Below are 18,308 nucleotides of genomic sequence, written 5' to 3' on the forward strand. Positions count from 1 at the left end.
AGAATGATCACCCTCAATGACGCACGCAGGATCATCGCCGCCGCAGAAAAAAAAGCCGCCGAGATCGGCCAGCCCATGAACATCGCCATCGCCGATGCGGGTGGGAATCTTGTTGCGCATGTCCGCATGGACGGCGCGTGGCTCGGCAGCATTGATATTTCCATCAAGAAAGCCTACACCGCGCGAGCCTTCGATATCTCCACCAAAGACCTCGCCGCACACTGCCAGTCCGGCGGACAGTTTTTCGGTATCCATGCCTCCAACGACGGCCGCATCATGATCTTCGCCGGTGGTATCCCGCTGAAACACGGCGGAAAAGTCGTCGGCGCGATTGGCGTGTCGGGCGGATCCGGCGAACAGGATCATGCCGTCGCCGATGCCGGCGCGGCGGCATTTCATTGATATCCGCCGGGCGTCGCGCTCCACACGCACGATCCGCCGGTGTGCCGCGGTCATGGCGTCGCCCGAATCGGTTCCGACTATGCCACCTCGACAAACTTGCGGATCGAATCCACGAGTTCATCGGTCGATTTCGGCTTTGAAAGATCGAACGGCAGAAACGTCCCGTGGTTGTGATTGCTCGCGAGGATGATGATTCGATCCAGCACGCGGGCAAAACCCATCTCCTGCGGCTGGTGGCCCACGATGAACGTGTCCACCTGTAATGCCGTTGCCAGCGATTCGATCTGCTCCCGTGTCTGACGCCGACCCCATACCAGATTGAACACGGTTCGATTAGTGTGCAGGTCGTCCGATGTCAATTCACGATCAAAGACTGACGCGTCGAACTCATCCATGTCATGCGCATTCGGAAGAGAATGCGACATCCACACGCGGTTTGGCGTGCGAATGGCGATCGGAAATGACGCGATGAACTCGTTAATCGCTTCGAGAACCTCGTCGCCCCGCTGCGCCCCATACGCATCCCGAACGGCATGATTGAATTCCTCGATTACCACGCGGCCGTTCTTGGCGATGAGATAGCCGGTCAGTTGAGCCAGTTCATGATTCGACTGAAGGAAATGGACCTGCTCCGGAAATTCGCACTTGTACTTCGCGGCCTTGAACAGTAATGCGTGAGAGGTATCGATATCGGTCCGGGCGATCAGATCCAGATGCACCATTTCATGCAGGACGACATGGCGCGCCTGCACGCGATCCAGCATGGCGTAGCGTTGCAGTTTCTCGAAATTTCTGTCGTTCCCGTGTAGATCGCCCGTCATGACCACCTGGCCGTAGGGCGGCAGGTGCAGCATCGAGCCTCGTCGAAACGGGTCCTCGCGATTCGCCTGTGCCGCCTGCCGGTACGTCGCGACGGCTTCGTCGGCATCGCAGAGTTTTCGGCTGCTGAAAATCGACATTACCTGGTTCCCCGCGAATGACGCTCGACCACATGCTGAATCAGCTCGAGGCGATGAATGACTTCCTTCATCGTGCGAGGCCGATCGTTCCGATCATGCTCGCAGCAATCCATGATCAACTTCGAAAGACCGGGCGGCACTTCCGGATTCAATACGATCGGCGCGGGCGCGTCGACCGGGGCGGTGGACCCTTCCACTTTCTTGCTGGTGCGGGACATTACGGTCGGAAACGTCTTGCCGGTTGTGGCCCAGTATAACGTCGCGCCGAAATTGTAAACGTCCGTTTGCGGTGTCAGGTGTGATCGCTCGACCTGCTCCGGTGCAATGTAATCCGGCGTGCCCTGAATCCGCTCTTTCTGATGACCTATCTCGCAGCATTGTCCGAAATCAATTATTCGCACCGAGCCATCACGGGCAATGAGGACATTATTCGGCTTGATATCCGCATGAAGATAACCCTTTTCATGCATGGCGCGCAAACCGCCCGCGACACAGAGAAAAATCTCAAGAATCCGATCGATGCGCGTTGGACGGGCCTTGTCGAGGCTGGTCCCGTCCACAAATTCCATGATGACCTGAACCTCAACCAGCCGAAGCAACTTGCGGATGCGCTTGAGTTCGAAGACCTTGCGCAGGTTGGGATGCGAGAAGCTGCCCGCTATCTGGAACTCGTTGATGGCCTGATCCAGGTACCGTGAGTCCTCCGCTGGATCGCGAATCACTCGCTTCAATGCGAAGATCTCACCCGTTTCCGGCCGAACCACGCGATAGACTTGCGACCGCGCGCCGTCCCCCAGCTTGGAGATGATGCTGTAACCGGAGACGTTGTCGGCCACGGGCAGTTGACCAGGAGGCGTGCAGCGGGCACGACCGTCGGATTATTGTGATTGGCAAACATCGGACGTAGCGCTACGGCGACTCGTCGCAGTTTAGAAAAGCGGTTAAAACGGGTCAAGGCGGCGGACTCGTCCCACGTGTCGAGAAGAAACGAACGATCGGGTGAAGATGGATGAAATCGCCCCAAAATCAGGCGACGAGACTGTCCACGCAAGTGAGAATACCGGCATTACCGGAACCGGCGGACGAAGCCCGTCCGCATTGCAGTGATGAAATTGCTAGAATTTGAAGACATGTCCCCGAGCGCTGCCTTGGTCGAATCATGCGTTTTGCATTGATCTTGTGCTGGCTTTCCATCGCATCCGCAACCTCGGGCGTTGCCGCCCATCCGGCACGCGCCCAGTTCTTCAACGCGATTTCTGGATCGCCCCACGACGGGTCCCCGCCGGCCACATCCCAGCCGACAACCCGCCCGGACGACGAAGTTGCCTTCGAGCCATCCGCCGACCTGACCCCTTCGGAGTGCGCAGCAATTGCCGAAAAGCTGCTTGATCGCGACGAATTTGAGCGTGCGTCCCTGTGGTATCAAGCAGCGCGGGATCGCACGACGGACGCGGCACTGATTCGGCGGATCAGTGAGCAAGTATCAAAGTTGGAGCTTCTGGGCAGGACCGCCCCGCGACTGAGCACCGACGAATGGCTGCAGGGCTCGATGCCGCCCGGCAGCCAACTGCAGAACAAGGTGATTGTGATACTGTTTTTTGAAATGATTGAGCCGGAGATCAAACACGAGATCGATGCAATGAACGACCTGATGCAACGTCTCGCGCCTGGCGAGCTGGAGATCATCGGCGTTGCGTCAGTCCTCGGAGATAGCGAGCACCAGCAGCGGGATGATATTCGCGCCTATCTCACGGACCAGCGTGTCGCATTTCGCGTCGGCCTCGATGCCGGTGGAGTCATGTCACTGAACACTTACCGCGGGCAGGGCACGCCCCATTATGCTGTCATTGACCGCGCCGGCCGCGTGCGCTACCTCGGCGCGGGTCCCGCGGCGGACGTTGAGTACCGCGTTCGCCGGCTACTCGCGGAGCGCCGCGACAAAGCCCTGCCCGGCCGCAGGCTGGTCATGCCGATGAGTCGCACGGGGCGCGAATTGATCGACACACGGGCTCCGAGGTTGGTGAGCCGGTCATGGGCGAATACGCCAAACGAAAATCCGCCGGAACTGGCCGGACGGGTGCGCCTCATACGTTTCTTCACCGACGACTGTCCGTCGTGCCGTGCCACGTTACCGACACTGTCCCGCATTTATCGTGACTACTCCGAGGAGGGACTGTCCGTTGTGGGCATCTACTATCCGAAGTCAGGTCCGCGAGTGGTGAACGACGACGAATTTCGCTCGACGATTCGCAGGCTGGAGTTGGAGTTCCCTTGCATGCCGGACGCCGACTGGTCATTTCTAGATCGAATCTGGCTCAAGTCAGGCGATGCCGCCCGAAGCGAGCCGCGGGAACACAAATGCGCGACTTTTCTGCTGGACAGACGCGGGCGCATCCGTTTCATACACCCCGGACCGGACTTTTATCCCAGCAGTCGGCCGGCCGAAAAACGGCAGGATGAGGATTATCGTGCCGTTCGCGCGGCAATCGAGAAGTTGCTCGCCGAGTAGTCGATTGTGTGGATTCAGGGGCCAAGGCGCTACATGCACATGTCCAACGATCAATCCGAGACGCGACTGACGATCGTGGCTGCCTTCGGTATCGCCGTGATTCTCGCGACGTATCTCAACCTGACGCGCGTGCCGGCCGTCTTTTGGTTGACGCCGTTGACCGAGAACATCAGAACGGCGGACGGGCGAAGTGTCATCCCCGACCCGGGCGAACAACTCACGCACGTCTACCTGCCTGATCCGGACAATGACTTGCGCGTCTTTCGGGCGAAAGAAGTTGCGGAAGGGCGCCTCCGGTGCTGGGACATCATGTCGCAAATCAACGCGCCGGCGGGCGTACGGCTTCACTGGACGTCGCCGATGGACTATCTCACTGCGGGAGCGGGCCTGATCGGCGAGTACGTCCTTGGAGGGCCGGACGGCTTTGTCACAGGCGCGGCACTGGTCGCACCGGCGGTGGGAGTCGCCTATCTCGCGGTCCTGATCGGACTGGTCGCGCAGTTGGGTGGCGGTCTGGCGGCCCTAATCTGCGGAGCAGCCTGTGCCGCGTCGCCCGCATTTCTGCGCGTCTTCGGACTGGGAAATGTCGATCACCACTGTCTGATTGAGCTGCTTCTGGCAATCGCGACACTTGCGCTGATCAACGGCGCGCGGCGCATGGCCGATCGGATCGCGTCAGCGCCCAGGCACGACGACGCCCGTGGACTGAATTCGGCGGATTCCAGCGTTGGAAGAGCCAATCCGCGCGGCACCCCTGCCGGAACGATCAAGGAACTCGCCTGCTTCGCCCTGAGCGGGCTGATGATCGGCGTCGCGATCTGGACGGCCACCCAGGTCATCCTCTTCTGGTCGATTATCTTCGGCGTTCTGTGCATCACGGTTGCCGCCGGCCGCTCCGAAAGCCGATGGGCCTTGTTCCACGCTGCGACCGTCTGGACCGGCGGCGCTCTGATCGCGGTGATCGTCGGCTTTGTGATTGACGGCCGGCACGAGTGGGCCGCAATGCCGGTGGATCGGATCAGCCTGTTTCACGTCGGTGCGACGCTCCTTGGATTGCTGGTCATTCGAGTCATCGGCCCCGGCACGGCGCGCGGCGGGTCTTCGGCGGCCGGAACGCGCGTTGGTCGAACGCTGCCCGCAATTCTAGGAATCGCGGTTCTCGTCGTCGTCGCCGTAAAATCGGAATCCGTGCTTGCGCCCGTTCGAGGCGACGCGCTGGCACGCTGGCACGAACGCGTGGCCGAATTGCAGCCGCTCATTCGGTTCACCGGGGAAATGGAATTGTCGGCTCGACTGGCTCCGATGCACGAGCGATTGGGGTTTCTGCCCTATCTGCTGATCATCGCGTTTCCGACGTTTCTGATTGCCCGGCGCGTGCCCCTCTGGATACGATTCCTGCTTGGTCTGTTCGCCTTCACGATTTCCGTGCTTTCGATCGTCCAGCTTCGGTGGATTGACCATTATGGCACGTTTGCGCTGCCGGTTATCGTCGTCGGTCTGCTCGAATCGACTCATCGAATCGGCCACTGGATCAAGGGATTTAGTCTGGTCTGGCGCGGGTCGTTGGTTGCGTCGGCCATCGGTGTGTCGTCAATTCCTTTTTCAGTCTGGCCAACATTGGCATTGATCTGGCGCGCCGGCGACGTGGCGGCCCGCGCTCCTTCGGGCCTCAACCCGGAATCCGCCGCCCTGCTCGATGCGATCGGGCCGCGAGAAGATCAGAAACGCACGGCTTTGACTGCAATGGCCATTCGCCGCACGGAGATGCTGAATCCCGCGTCATCGGCACGACGCAACATTCTCTGCGAAGAAGGTGAAGGCCCGACTCTCCTGCGCGAGACCGGGCTACCGGTGGTGGCCGCTCCATATCATCGAGCGATTTCCGGCATTGTTGAGATGATGCGATTCTTTGCAGAGCGCGATCCGGCAGCCGCGCGGGCCCGTCTGGATCGACTTGGCGTGCGTTACATCGTCGCACCGTATCGCGCGAACGAACAGTTGATGCATTTTGAACAGATCGCCTTCGGTGAGTTGCGTTCGTACGATCCGCCGATCGATTCGTATGATGCACGCGGGGCATTGCGGCAGACGCTGCGTTATCGGCCCGAAGTGAACCGGACGATGGCCTATCGACTTGCAGTTCAACCGTACGATCATGGCATCGAAGGCGTGGAACTTCTGTACGGAATATGCGATGATCCGAGTCAGCCTGGCGCGATTCACGGGCTGCTTTTCATCGTTCACGAAACTGCGATCCCGACCACGGCACAAGCAATGAGCGGCACGCCATGAACGAAATCGAGCGGCGGATTCACCGATTGCGAGATGAGATTCAGGAGCATGATCGACGCTACTATGATCATGGCGCGCCGAGCATCAGCGACGTCGAGTACGATCGCCTGTTTGACGAGTTGAAATCGCTCGAAGCAGCCCATCCGGAATGGCTGTCGCCGGATTCGCCGACCCAGCGGGTGAGTGAACGGCCGTTGGAGGGGTTTCGGCAGATTGAGCACGCAGTGCCGATGCTGTCGATCGACAATACGTACAATGAACGCGACCTGCGCGAGTTTGATGCGCGCGTTCGCAAGGGGTTGGGTGGCGAAGCGATAGAGTACATCGTCGATCCGAAAATTGACGGCGTGTCTGCGAGTCTGCGGTATGAAAACGGCGTTCTGGCCTATGGTGTGACGCGCGGAAACGGCAAAGTCGGCGACGACATCACCGCCAATCTGAAGACGATCCGCTCGATTCCGCTTAAGTTGAAAGGCGGTGACTGGCCATCGGTGCTCGAAATTCGCGGCGAGGTGTATTGGCCGCGGAAGTCATTTGATGCGTTCAATGAGAAGCTGGTGAAGAACGGCAAGGAGCCCTTCGCGAATCCACGCAATGCCACGACCGGGGCTCTCAAATCGCTCGACGCCCGAGAGACCGCAAGTCGCGGTCTGGCCTTCATCGCTCACGGTCACGGCGAGATTTCCGCGGCCGTCCCGTCGGGACGTCTGTATTCGAAGGCATCGGAGCTTTTTGCTGCTCTTGCGACATTCGGCATTCCGGTCAGCCCACACCAACGCGTGTTCGACAGCATCGAAGACGTGATTGAGTATGTGACTGAATGGGAACCGAAGCGCCGAAAGCTGGAATACGAGACTGACGGCCTTGTCATCAAGCTCAATGATTTTGGGCAACGTGAGCAGTTGGGTTTCACAAGCCGGTTCCCAAGATGGGCGGTTGCGTTCAAGTACGCGCCGGAGCAGGCCGAGAGCCGGATTGTGTCAGTCGATTTTCAGGTCGGCAAGCTGGGGACGATCACGCCGCGCGCTGTGATGGAACCGGTCCAGCTCTCGGGCACGACAGTCCGACACGCAACGCTGCACAACTTCGATCAGGTCGCACGGCTCGATGTACACATCGGGGATACGGTCGTCGTCGAGAAGGCCGGCGAGATCATCCCGCAGGTGATTCGTGTCGTAACGGAAAAACGCCCCCCGAATGCCGTGCCCGTTCGACCGCCGGAATCCTGCCCGGTTTGCGGAGGCGAAGTGATGAAGGACGACGGCGGTGTCTATCTGCGCTGCATCAACCCAACATGCGACGCCCAGATCAAGGAGCGTCTGAAGTATTTCTGCGGCCGCGACCAGATGGACATTGACAGCCTCGGCGAAGTGCTCGTCGAGAAGCTGGTGAATGAATCGCTCCTGCATTCGTTCGCGGATGTGTATTCGCTTCCGGCGCGGCGCGATCGGCTGATTGACCTACCCTTCGAACAGGAACGTACGAAGGACGGCAGGACGACAACAACGATTGTTAAATTCGGCGAGAAGCGCACGGAGAAGCTCATCGACGGAATCGAACGCAGCAAAAGCCGGCCTCTGGACCGGGTGCTCGCGGCTCTGAATATCCGCCATGTCGGCGCGGCGTCGGCGGAGTTGCTGGCGGAACACTTTGGCGACATGGAGGCGATCGCGTCGGCCAGCGAGGAAGCGCTTCAGCAAGTGGCCGGCGTGGGTCCCGAGATGGCCAAGTCGATTCGTGCATTCTTTCAGAGCGAATCGGGTGACCGTGCGTGGCGCGACCTGAAGAAATCCGGCGTCAACATGAAGCAAGCGCGCCGCGAAGTTGTCAGCGGCTCGCCAATCGCCGGTAAGACCATCGTTGTAACGGGAACGCTGGCGGGCTTTGACAGAAAGAGCATTGAGACATTCATCAAGGCGCACGGAGGAAAGGCAGCGAGCAGTGTCAGCAAGAAAACCGACTACGTTGTTGCGGGAGAGGACGCCGGCAGCAAGCTAACCAAGGCGCGGGAACTCGGTGTGCCCGTGCTTACTGAGGATGACTTCGTCAGGCTGGTGAAGGGTTGACGCGGCCAGGCGATTTGCGGGAAATCAAGCATATGCGAACGGGCATCCTGCCATTGCTATTATTCGCGGCCGCTCTGGCTCCGGCCATGAGCCGACTGCATCGCGGAGATGCCGCGGCTTCGGCACCCTCCGCACAGGTCAATAATGTCAGTGCACGTTCCGGGCGCGTGATTGCCGATTCTTCGGAAACCGCGCCTTGCGATGGACTGGTCTGCCTGATGTATCACCGATTCGTTCGTTCGACCGCTGAACTTGCGATGCTCCCGGGCGATGCGCAGGCCTACGCCGTGACCGCGGAGCAGTTTGACCGACAATTGACGCTGCTGGCCGACGCGGGCTCTTCAGTGGTTTCCCTCGCGGAGGCTTTGGCGATTGTTCGCGGTCAGCGCGCGATGCCGCCACGGCCGGTGCTGATCACCATTGACGACGGTTGTGAGAGCGTGATATCGATCGCCGCCCCGCTGCTGCTGCGTCATCGAATGCCGGCCACGGTGTTTATCACGACTGACCCCCGCTCGTACGTATTCGGATGCCGGGAGGATCCGGTCGCGCCGCACGACCCGAGACTGACGGACGGACAGATTCGCGAGTGGTGCGCCATGGGCTTCGACGTGGGTTCTCACGGTGTCACGCACAGGGCACTTGATTCCCTGAATGCCAAGGAACTTGCCTGGGAGCTCGCAGAATCGCGCCGATATCTGCGAGTTGCGGCCGGACGGGAGGCCACCGTGCTGGCCGCACCGCGCGGCCGATGGGATGTGCGCGTGCAGCAATTCGCCCGTGACGCGGGATACGACGCGATGTTCACATCGATCCGCGGAACCGTCGCACCTGGTGACGATGCATTCGCATTGAAGCGACGAAACGTCTCCGGCCGGTGGAGCGAATCGGCGTTTCTTCGATTGCTTTCGAACTAGCCGCGCGGCGGCTTTGCAAGCCCGGAGCGTCCGGGTAATTCAAATCAGAGCGTGCCTCGGCGGCGCTGCTCTTCCTCGATGCTGACGAAGAGTGCCTTGAAATTTCCGACGCCGAAACCGCGACTGCCATGGCGCTCGATGATTTCGAAGAAGAGCGTCGGCCGATCCTCGACCGGCTGTGTGAAAATCTGGAGCAGGTAGCCGTCTTCATCGCGGTCGACGAGTACACCGAGTTCCTGCAATTCCTTGTAGTCTTCGTCGATTTTTCCGATGCGGGCCGCCAGCGATTCGTAGTAGGTATCCGGCACGCGGAGAAAGCGCACTCCGTTATCGCGAAGGGTTCGCACGGTCCGGCAAATGTCGGCCGTGTTGACTGCGATGTGCTGCACACCGGGACCGCGATAATAATCGAGATACTCCTCGATCTGGCTCTTCTTCTTTCCTTCAGCCGGCTCATTGATGGGGAATTTGATTTTGCCGGTCCCGTTCTGCATGACCTTTGACATGAGGGCGCTGTACTCGGTGCTGATGTCCTCGTCGGTAAAGTGTGTGAGCTGTTCGAAGCCAAGGACCTTCGCGAAGAATCCGGCCCAGTGATTCATCGCACCCAATTCGACATTGCCGACGATATGATCGACCGCTGCCAAACCCGCCTCGCGCGGCGCGGCCTGCGAGAGGGTCATGAAACCGGGTGCAAATGCCCCTTCATAATTTTCGCGGCTGACGAATCGCATGATTGTGTCGCCGTAGGCGCGGATTGCGGCCATGCAGAGCTTTCCGGTCGTGTCTTCAAGCACGGTGGGCGGCTGGACGACGGTGGCTCCGCGCTTACGAGTTTCGTGAATGGATTTTTCGACATCCTTCACGCGAAAGGCGATGGCTTTCACTCCATCACCGTGTAACTGGCAATGACGAGCTATTTCATGATCGGGTCCGAGCGAGCTGGTGAGGACGAATCTCACATTGCCCTGCTGAAGGACGTAGCTCGACTTGTCCTTGTCGCCCGTTTCAAGCCCGCGATAACCGACGATGTTGAAGCCAAACATATGCCGGTAGAAATGCGCTGCCTGAAAAGCGTTGCCGACGTAGAACTCGAGATGATCTATTCCGTCGAGCGGGAGGAAATCCTGTGCGGCGGGCCGAGCGGCGGAAGCGGGCGTTGATGCGGCAGCAGTCATGTCGGGCGCTCCGAAGGTTGTAGTTCATCGACAGTCGGGCGGCGATTCGATGTGTACCGCCCCGTCTCGGATTATAACGGATGGCCGGATCGGGATCGAATCGGACGGGACATCGACTTTCCTCGGAGCAGTCACTCCGTCAATTCGGCGAAAACGGACTCGTGCGAACTGATGCAGCCGGAAGAGAGACTGGCGCGGTCGTCGGCCCGGCTTATTCGGAGCGGACGAGCACCGGGTGGCCGGTGGCGACATCCAGAATCCGCAATTCGCCGGTGACCGGCACGAGCAGGCCAACGGTGTGGATTCGTGCGCGATGCAGTGCGCCGGGATTGATGATCCGGGTATTGCCGTCGCGAGTGTACGCGAACTGATGCGAATGCCCATGAAGAACATAGTCGAATTCGCCACTGCGCAGTGCGGCGGCGAACGCCGGCTCGTGGCCGTGAAAGACGGCGAACCGCTTTCCGGCGGCTTCAAACGTGACAGGCACTTCCGGCCAGGGCAGGCCGATGGCAGCAACATACCGCCGCATGGTCAGATCGGGGTCGTCGCAATTACCCCAAACGAAAACGGAGTCGTGTCCTGCAAGCTCATCCAGGACGTTGATTCCGCACAGATCGCCGCAATGCACTAATTTTTTCGCTCCGCGGGCGTTGAGCAGCGCGATGGCTCTTGCGGTTTCAGGGCCGTCTCCATGGCTGTCGGAGAGGATGCCGATGTTCATGACGGTTCGGCCTGCGGGGCGGTGGCCGGCGGTCCTTCATCGGCGATGACATCGCTGGGGACGTTCCAATTCTCCACCCAGCGGGCGTTGTCGCCGGAGAGCAGGTGCGGATGCACTTTCAGTGACTTCAACAGATCGCAGAGGCCGTATTGTTCCTGCTCAATGGCATCCGCGACCTTGTCGGCGATGTGCGCGCCGTAGGCCGCACAGCAGGGATGGATACGCACGCCGATGGGCGCGGAGGTGTCTTGTGTATGACACACGACGGCATCCGATCGCAGGATATGGGCCGTGCTGGAGAGCCATTTCAGCAGAGAGGCCGCCAGATAGGGCATGTCGCAGGAAACCAGCACGCCGTATCGGCCGTCCATGTTTTGAAGGAGCGCATCGAGGCCGGCGATGGGTCCGACGTCATCGAATCGATCAGGCCAGACCTCGATATCTCTGAGTGAAACGGGCAATTCGAAAGGCGGATCACCGAGCAGAACGACCCTGTGACTGGCCTGCTTGGCAACCAGAACGGTGCGTTCCAGAAGCGTGCCGCCTTCGACCTCGATCAATGCTTTGGGCCGGCCCATTCGTGAACTCTGACCGCCAACGAGGATTCCGATTGTCTCTCCGAGCACGATTTACTCCGCAGTCGGATCAAGTCGATACCGCAGTATTTTCACGCCCAGGATTTTTGTCGAAGCCTCGACGTAGTCCCGAAGCGGCTCCTCCCGGACGCGCGGTTCGGCCGAGTGGATCAGCAACATTCTTCCAGCCTTCTTCTCGCCAATCAAGCCCATGTGTCCGACGTAAGGGGCCTCGCGGGTGCCCCGAACGAATTCTACGATATCTCCCGGCTTCAACCGGGTTTCAACGGACGCCAGCGCGGAACGCGGGATATAGGTCGTTTTGAAGATCTGGACGGGAATCGTATCGCCCATGCCGTATTTCCTGAAGAAGGCAGCACGATCGACAGCGATCCGCATGGGTCTGATCGCTTCCGGAGCCATCTGATTGGTGACGTCGTCGAAGGCCCATTCGTTGTTGACGTTCCAGTCCGCCTCGGTGAAATGGTTGCGAGTCAGAATGCCGATCCGGGCATCCTTGTAGCGAAGCCGCATAAGGCGATCGAAAAAGGATGACCAATCGCGGGCCATCGACATGGCGTAAACATTTTCGACGAATGTAACGCAATCACTGGCTGAGAGGCAGTACAGCGGGTCTGAATCGTAAGTTTCGTACGGGAATTCGCCGAGCAGGTGGAGCCTGTAGGGCTGTCCGACAAACTTCGACGCGAAGCGGACGGCTCGATCCGGAACGGCGAGGTTGTCTGTCGCGCAGGCAACCAGCAAGGCGTCCAATTCGGATTCGGAGAATTCGTAGAGTGGCTTCGAACCGTCGAACGTCCTCGATCCGGGCCGATCTTCGATGGGAGCGCATGCGGACAGGAGCATGACACCCCATACGAGGACTGACCCGACCGCTGCGGCGTGGTGACGAATTCTGGACCGGGATGGAGACTGATACGGCGGCACGGCGATTCAAAATTCGCGACGCTGTCGCGCTGAGGGCACGTTCAACTGAGCGCGGTACTTGGCAATCGTGCGCCGCGCCAACTGAAAGCCGGCTTCTTCGAGCTTCTTTGCGATTTCGTCGTCTGAGAGCGGGCTCTTTTTGTCCTCGCTGTCGATAATTTCCTTTACGCGTGATTTGATCGCATCCCAACTGACGCTTTCGCCGGTGGAGTCGGTCGTTCCGCCGGTGAAGAACATTCGCATGGGGTAGATGCCGCGCGGCGTCTGAATGTACTTGCCGTCGACCGTGCGACTGATGGTTGACGCGTCGCAATTGAACTCCTCGGCAAGATCCCGCATGCGCAGCACGTTGAGAAACTGCGGGCCGTAATCGAAGAATTCCCGCTGACGTTCGACAATCACGCGGGCAAGGTCCAGCATCCGCTGGCGGCGGAACTGAATGGCGTCGATGAGCATGGTCGCGGCCTCGGCACGAGCGCGGAGGAAATCGCGAGCCTCCTTGTCGCTGTGCCGGTCCTGAAGGAGCTTTTTGTACTGATTTGAGATGCGCAGGCGCGGTGCATTTCCCCTCGCGAGCCGGACAACGTATCCATCGCCGTCTTCGTCGTAGTCGATGACCACGTCGGGCGAGACGCGCGGAACCTCAGTTGGCTGAACGAGCAATCCGGGGTGATGATTCAGCTTGCCGATGACCTTGAGCGCCGTCTTGATGTCCTCGATGCTTCGGCCGGTCTTTCGCGAAACCTGCGGGAACTGATTCTTGCCCAGATCAATCAGGTGTTCGCGAATCAGCTCCGCATAAAATGGATCGGAATCACCCTTGGCTTCCAGCTGGAGCAGCAGGCATTCCGTCAGATCGCGAGCGCCGACACCCGTTGGCTCCAGTGTCTGAACGAGCGTCAATGCGTCGTCCAGCACAGCCCGCTCAATCGGAGGCGTGCGCGAGTCCGCAATTTCATCCATGAGGCGATCGATTTCATCCGGCGTTCGCTTCACGATGAGCGGCCGAGATTCGGCGACGTCTCCGTTATTTCCCGGACGATGGTGTTCGCGCTCGGTTCGGAGGTAGCCGTCTTCATCGATCCAGTCGATGATCGCCTCGCCGGCCTTTTTGACGTTGTCATTCGCTTCGACGAGCGCCCATTGGCGAATCATGGTTTCGGAAAGCGTTTCGCCGCGGCTGGCGGTATTCGCCATGGCATCGAGCTTGGCGTCCCGTTCGCCATCGTACGAACCTGGTGATCTCGCATATGGCTGGTCGCCGGGATCGAGCTCGAGATTTCGGGCCATTTCGTCAAGCCGCTCAAAGCTCTCCGCCTCCTGGCGACCCTCCTCGGAATTCACGGCGGATTCCGTGGGCTCCGCGGTATTCTCGGTCGGAAGTGGTTCGAGTTCCTCGAGCAAAGGATTGGATTCAAGTTCTTCTCGGACCCGGGCCTCGAGAGCCAGCAACGGCAACTGGAGTATCTCCATCGACTGGATGAGCTGCGGACTGAGGCGCTGCTCGAGCCGCAACTGCTGAGACGGAATCATCGAGAGATACTGTGCCACCGGAACTCCCTGTACCTTCAATCAAACGATCGCGGCCACTGCGCAGCCTGGCTGTGAGATAATGTCGGTGTTGTCCGCCAATCGCTGCACGGAATTATAACATGAACAGGGAGTTGGAAAGCAGCTTTCTCGGTCGTGCGGTATGCAATTTGCATTGGCGCGGACATCAGGCCGTCGACGGGGCGCGGCAGGGACGGGATTCCGGCTCATGATTGGCGTATAACGACCTCTGCCCCGGTGCAGGATGCGGCTGCGGTGCGGCTACTGACCCGGACTTCAACCGGGAATCTCCTGACAGGCGGCGAAGGCTACTTCCGGTCGCTGACTGGCGGATACTTGAGATTGGTATCGCCGTTATAAACGGCCCGCGGACGGAATATTCGATTCTCCGGCAGGTACTCAAGTACGCGTGCGACCCAGCCGGCCGTCCGCCCGACTGCGAAGATGACCGGGAAGAACGGCGCAGAAAATCCAAGCACGTGATAGACCACGCCGGAGTAGAAATCAACATTGGGAAAGATCGGCTTGCCCGTCGCCTTCATCGCGGCGAGCACGTGTTCCTCAATGGCGGCGGCTGTGCGGAAGAGCTTCTCCATGCCATGCTGCTTGCAGAGCATTTCGGCGTACCGCTTCAAGACGGTCGCGCGGGGATCATACGCTTTGTAGACGCGGTGGCCGAAGCCCATGACCTTCTGTCCCCTGGCGAGGCGTGCCTCGACCCATGCTTTCGCCTCGTCGGGCCCGCCGACGGTGAGCAAATCGTCGAGGGCGGCCTGGTTGGCAGCACCATGGAGCGGACCGCGCAATGAACCGATGGCCGCTGCCACGGTGGAGTACATGTCTGACATGGAGCTATGCACGACCATCGCGGTGAACGTGGAAGCATTCATTCCGTGATCGGCCTGGAGGATGAGCAGAACGTCCATGACCTTTGTGGTGATGGGATCCGGCTTCTTTCCGGTCATCATGTAGTAGTAGTTGGCGGCAAAGGACAGTGAGGGGTCGGGCGAAACGATCGGCAGCCCCTCTCTCGCTCGGGCGATGTAGGCAGCCGCAGCTCGCGTCAAAGACAGCACGCGGATTGCAACGTTTGTCTCGATCTCCACGGCGGTTGCAGGGTCGGAGGCATGGGTCGTGACAATCGGCGCTTCGCGATCAATGCAGCCGGCCGCGGCGATCGCCGCCTGGAGCACGTTCATCGGTGAGGCGTCCCGTGGCAGCGCGTCAATCACCTTGACGACCGCGGGCGGCAGAACGGCGCCGGCCTGCAGCTTGGCGCTGAAGGCGTCCTGCTCTGCGCGCGTCGGCATTTTTCCGAAGATCAGAAGGTATGCCACCTCCGAGTAATTGCTGTGTTCGCAAAGTTCCTCAATCGAGTAACCGCGATAGATCAGGTGGCCCTCTTCGCCATCGACATAACCGATCCTGGTGATGTTCGTGATCGCACCTTCAAGCCCTTTACCTAGCTCGATGGTGACTGGAAATTCGACTTTGCCCAGAAACTTCGGCATGGGAGCGCCTCTCTGTTCGGATGGTGGTATTGTCCACTCGTCATGAAAATCGGCAGTATAGTATAGGTTGCTTTCGCTGAAAACGGCCTGAACGCGATGTCGGGACTGATTCGGCCGACAGTACACGTTTGAACGGCCGGGCGATTCGCCTTACGATGCGGGATTCAGGCGGCAACTGGGTCCGATTGCGCGTCAGCGTTGTTGACGGGCGCGGATTTTCCCGATGCCGGCTGACCGTGAAGCGTCCCCGATATCGACTCAATCCCGGAGCATCCGTCCATGAAGGTTCATGAGTATCAGGCTCGACAACTGCTGGTAGCCGCAGGAGCACCCGTCCCGAACTTCGAAGTCATCGACAAGCCGGAACAGGTTCCCGCCGCACTGAAGGCGCTCGGCTCCGGCGAGATGGTCGTCAAAGCACAGGTTCACGCGGGCGGCCGCGGAAAAGCGGGATATGTCATCCTGTCGCGCGACGCGGGTGAGATTGAGAAGAACGTCCGCCGCATGCTTGCCGAGCCGATGGTCTCAAAGCAAACCGGTCCGGAAGGCGTGAAGGTCCAGAAGATTCTGATCGCGCCGGCAGTCGATATCGACAAGGAATACTATGTCGGCATGGTGATTGACCGCGCGAAGAACTGCGCGGTGATGATGGTGTCGAAGGAAGGCGGCGTTGAAATTGAGGAAGTCGCCGCGAGGAATCCGAACGCGATCATCAAAGAGTGGATTCATCCGCACCTGGGACTGCAACCCTATCAACTCCGCCGGCTCACGGCCGCCCTCGGCCTGACGGGTGACCATGCCGGGCAGGCATCGAAAGTCATGACCGCGCTGGCGAAGATCTTCATGGAGAAAGATTGCAGTCTTGCGGAGATCAATCCGCTGGTTCTGACGCGGAGCAAGGACGGTGCGCCGGGGCGAATCATGGCGATCGATGCGAAATTCAATTTCGATGACAACGCCCTGATGCGGCACTCCGATCTAGAAGCGATGTTTGATCCGACCGAGGAGAATCCGAACGAGATTCGAGCCAAAGCGGCGAATCTCTCGTACATCGCGCTGGACGGAAACATCGGTTGTCTTGTCAACGGCGCCGGGCTCGCGATGGCGACCATGGACATCATCAAACTTCATGGCGGATCCCCGGCAAACTTTCTCGATGTGGGCGGCAGCGTGACCAAAGACGGCGCCGTCGAGGCGTTTCGCATTATCCTCTCGGATCCCAAAGTGAAGGGGATCCTCGTGAATATCTTCGGGGGCATTGCCAAGTGCGATGTCATCGCCGACGCATTGATTCACGCCGCGAAGGAAGTCGGCTTCAAGGTGCCGGTGGTTGCCCGACTGGAAGGCACGAACGTCGACAAGGCCCGCGTCATGCTCAAGGAAGCCGCCATTGCCCAGTTGATCCCCGCAGGCGATTTGACGGACGCCGCGAAGAAAGTGTGCGCCGCCGTTTGAAGAGCCGGCCAAAGGCACGGATCGCGGGCCGATCGAGCCGGCGTGGGGGCTGAGTACGCCATCTCCGCATTGCACCAATCGACTTGGGGGACGGCGCCGCATGTCGCGGTGACGATTTGTAATCCGCGGCTCCACCACGCTGCGGCCCCCCCTGTTGTTCAGGCGCGATGCGGTCGTGACTCGTCAGCCAGCGTTCCGCGGCAACGTGGACGAGATCGCGGTGCAAGCCCGGCATCCCGCACATGCGCAAAAGACCACACGGAGAACCGCCAATCGGCGACTCTCCGTGCGTGAAGAAACTTGCGTATTCCCGGGTGGCGCTGTCAATCAGCGGCGGCGGCGAATGAGCATCAGACCGCCAAGGGCCAGGCAGGTGAGCGTCGCCGGTTCCGGCACGACCGTGAATCGTGCATTGGGACCGAAGAAGCCCGGATTGAATCCGGTCGTCGTGTTCGGCTCGGTGAAGAACTCTGTGCCACCGGTCGTGACATATGAGGAGCCGAACGTAATTACGGGCGAGAAGAGAATGTTCGCGGGATTCTCGGCGCTCGACCCGGCGAATGCGTCGGCAGTTGTCGGATAGAACGCTCCCATCTTGTATGTGCCCGGCGCCAGAATGATCGGCTCAATATCAGTGAATCGCCATGCGTGGTTGGCGTTCACACTCGCCGAGGCCGTGCTGCTGTTGTCGATGATGACCTGTGCCAGCATATCGCCGGTGTCATTCCAGAGTCCGACCGGATGTTCGTCGGCAAAGCCGTTCGCGCCGACGTCATAGAGCCCGAGCGCATCGACCCGCACCAACTCGCTCACCGAGAAACTGAAGCCGAAGTTGGCCCATGTGCCGCGAACATACAATGGCGCAGTCATGATATCGAGAATCTGGGCCGCTTCGGCCGAGACAGTGCAGAACGACAGTGCCAATGCGGCGACCGCCAAGGGGCGCTTCAATTGTTTTGTAATCAACATGAGTATCTCTCCATTTCGCCAGTGTGCATTTTCATCGCCGTCCGCTGGCCGACATCAGCCAATCAAGACGACTGTGCAGAACTAAACGAGAGTGAACGAGAAACCCCTTAAATATTTCTGCGACGTGTTATCGGAACCCGGAATCGTCGCATTTTCCGGCGTAGGAAGCGGCCAGTGCGCCTTCGAGCCGGGCTTCGTTCGCGAACCAAACCGGCGTAATGACGACGGCGGGTCGCAATCGGGGGCGGCAGT

At 59.7% G+C, this 18,308-nt stretch carries 15 protein-coding genes; 6 read left to right on the forward strand and 9 right to left on the reverse strand.

From position 1 onward, the window contains the following. The first annotated feature begins 3 nt into the window (after positions 1–3). On the forward strand, positions 4–402 hold the full coding sequence (locus KF841_16995; protein ID MBX3397053.1) for a heme-binding protein: 399 nt from the start codon (positions 4–6) through the stop codon (positions 400–402). Between the two features lie 77 nt (positions 403–479). Here KF841_16995 and KF841_17000 read toward each other — a convergent pair whose 3' ends face one another. Together KF841_17000 and KF841_17005 are read right to left on the reverse strand one after the other, a co-directional pair. Continuing rightward, entirely contained in the window at positions 480–1,361 is an 882-nt protein-coding gene (locus KF841_17000; GenBank protein MBX3397054.1) for a hypothetical protein, read from the reverse strand. Continuing rightward, positions 1,361–2,197 carry a serine/threonine protein kinase gene (locus KF841_17005; GenBank protein MBX3397055.1) on the reverse strand — a complete coding sequence of 279 codons (837 nt, stop codon included), beginning with the start codon at positions 2,195–2,197 and terminating at the stop codon, positions 1,361–1,363. The genes KF841_17000 and KF841_17005 overlap by 1 nt, the downstream gene beginning before the upstream one ends. A 323-nt stretch (positions 2,198–2,520) precedes the next feature. Between KF841_17005 and KF841_17010 the strand changes: the two genes are divergently transcribed. The 4 genes from KF841_17010 to KF841_17025 are packed head-to-tail and all read left to right on the forward strand — an operon-like array spanning position 2,521 to position 9,145. Beyond that, the gene (locus tag KF841_17010) at positions 2,521–3,870 is read left to right on the forward strand and encodes a TlpA family protein disulfide reductase (GenBank protein ID MBX3397056.1); all 1,350 of its coding nucleotides are present in this window, start codon (positions 2,521–2,523) and stop codon (positions 3,868–3,870) included. 39 nt (positions 3,871–3,909) lie between these two features. Beyond that, complete coding sequence (locus tag KF841_17015) at positions 3,910–6,162, forward strand: hypothetical protein (GenBank protein ID MBX3397057.1); 2,253 nt, start codon at positions 3,910–3,912, stop codon at positions 6,160–6,162. Then, a complete protein-coding gene (ligA, locus tag KF841_17020; GenBank protein ID MBX3397058.1) occupies positions 6,159–8,228 on the forward strand; it encodes an NAD-dependent DNA ligase LigA in 2,070 nt (689 codons plus the stop codon). The genes KF841_17015 and ligA overlap by 4 nt, the downstream gene beginning before the upstream one ends. Before the next feature lie 32 nt (positions 8,229–8,260). Further along, the gene (locus tag KF841_17025) at positions 8,261–9,145 is read left to right on the forward strand and encodes a polysaccharide deacetylase family protein (protein MBX3397059.1); all 885 of its coding nucleotides are present in this window, start codon (positions 8,261–8,263) and stop codon (positions 9,143–9,145) included. A gap of 44 nt (positions 9,146–9,189) precedes the next feature. On the opposite strand, the gene hppD is transcribed toward KF841_17025, so the two are convergent. From hppD to KF841_17055, 6 genes are all read right to left on the reverse strand, one after another. Further along, on the reverse strand, positions 9,190–10,323 hold the full coding sequence (gene hppD / locus KF841_17030) for a 4-hydroxyphenylpyruvate dioxygenase (GenBank protein ID MBX3397060.1): 1,134 nt from the start codon (positions 10,321–10,323) through the stop codon (positions 9,190–9,192). A gap of 211 nt (positions 10,324–10,534) precedes the next feature. Then, a complete protein-coding gene (locus KF841_17035) occupies positions 10,535–11,047 on the reverse strand; it encodes a YfcE family phosphodiesterase (protein MBX3397061.1) in 513 nt (170 codons plus the stop codon). Beyond that, positions 11,044–11,673, reverse strand: coding sequence for a molybdenum cofactor guanylyltransferase (locus KF841_17040; protein ID MBX3397062.1), 630 nt, complete (start codon positions 11,671–11,673; stop codon positions 11,044–11,046). Before KF841_17040 ends, KF841_17035 begins: the two co-directional genes overlap by 4 nt. 3 nt (positions 11,674–11,676) lie before the next feature. Continuing rightward, entirely contained in the window at positions 11,677–12,489 is an 813-nt protein-coding gene (locus KF841_17045) for a DUF1460 domain-containing protein (GenBank protein ID MBX3397063.1), read from the reverse strand. Positions 12,490–12,576: 87 nt separating this feature from the next. Continuing rightward, positions 12,577–14,121, reverse strand: a complete 1,545-nt coding sequence (rpoN, locus tag KF841_17050) for an RNA polymerase factor sigma-54 (GenBank protein MBX3397064.1) — start codon at positions 14,119–14,121, stop codon at positions 12,577–12,579. A 308-nt stretch (positions 14,122–14,429) separates the two neighbouring features. Further along, complete coding sequence (locus tag KF841_17055; protein MBX3397065.1) at positions 14,430–15,632, reverse strand: citrate/2-methylcitrate synthase; 1,203 nt, start codon at positions 15,630–15,632, stop codon at positions 14,430–14,432. A 279-nt stretch (positions 15,633–15,911) separates the two neighbouring features. Here KF841_17055 and sucC point away from each other — a divergent pair, with 279 nt between their 5' ends. Further along, on the forward strand, positions 15,912–17,087 hold the full coding sequence (gene sucC / locus KF841_17060) for an ADP-forming succinate--CoA ligase subunit beta (protein MBX3397066.1): 1,176 nt from the start codon (positions 15,912–15,914) through the stop codon (positions 17,085–17,087). Positions 17,088–17,414: 327 nt separating this feature from the next. Here the strand turns inward: sucC and KF841_17065 are convergent, their stop codons facing one another. Next, positions 17,415–18,056 (reverse strand): PEP-CTERM sorting domain-containing protein, encoded by a 642-nt coding sequence (locus KF841_17065; GenBank protein MBX3397067.1) that lies wholly within the window; start codon positions 18,054–18,056, stop codon positions 17,415–17,417. Positions 18,057–18,308 lie beyond the last annotated feature (252 nt).

This window comes from Phycisphaerae bacterium (assembly GCA_019636475.1).
GTDB lineage: Bacteria > Planctomycetota > Phycisphaerae > UBA1845 > UTPLA1 > JADJRI01.